The 438-nt window shown below is 62.6% G+C and carries 1 protein-coding gene; it reads right to left on the minus strand.

Going from position 1 to position 438, the window contains the following annotated elements; translation table 11 throughout:
- A partial coding sequence (locus tag J5M67_RS28770; RefSeq protein WP_368735975.1) for a beta-ketoacyl synthase N-terminal-like domain-containing protein occupies positions 1-424 on the minus strand: 424 nt, incomplete at its 3' end.
- Between the last annotated feature and the right edge of the window lie 14 nt (positions 425-438).

Here is a 438-nt window from a genome sequence, read left to right on the forward strand (position 1 = left end):
TGTTGATGATCGACGCCGGCACGAAGAACGGCGAGATCCGGCGCGGGCCGCGGTTGAGCAGCTCGGTCTGCGTGACTTCGATCATCGGCAGCCCGCCGATGCCCGAGCCGACCACGACGCCGACGCGCTCCGCGTTTTCGTCGGTGACCTGGAAGCCGCTGTCCTGCATCGCCTGCATGCCGGCCGCGATGCCGTAATGGATGAACGTATCCATGTGGCGCGCTTCCTTCGCCGGGATGTACTCCTCGACGTTGAAGCCCTTCACCTCGCCCGCGAAGCGGGTCGAGAAGTTCGTCGCGTCGAACTTCGTGATATTGACGATGCCGGACTTGCCGGCCACGAGATTGGCCCAGCCGTCGGCAACATTATTGCCAACAGGCGAAATCAGCCCAAGGCCTGTAACAACAACACGACGGCGGCTCACGGTAACCTCTTTTC

Origin of the sequence: Pseudomonas sp. 30_B (assembly GCF_017491605.1) — a bacterium.
Classification (GTDB): domain Bacteria; phylum Pseudomonadota; class Gammaproteobacteria; order Pseudomonadales; family Pseudomonadaceae; genus Pseudomonas.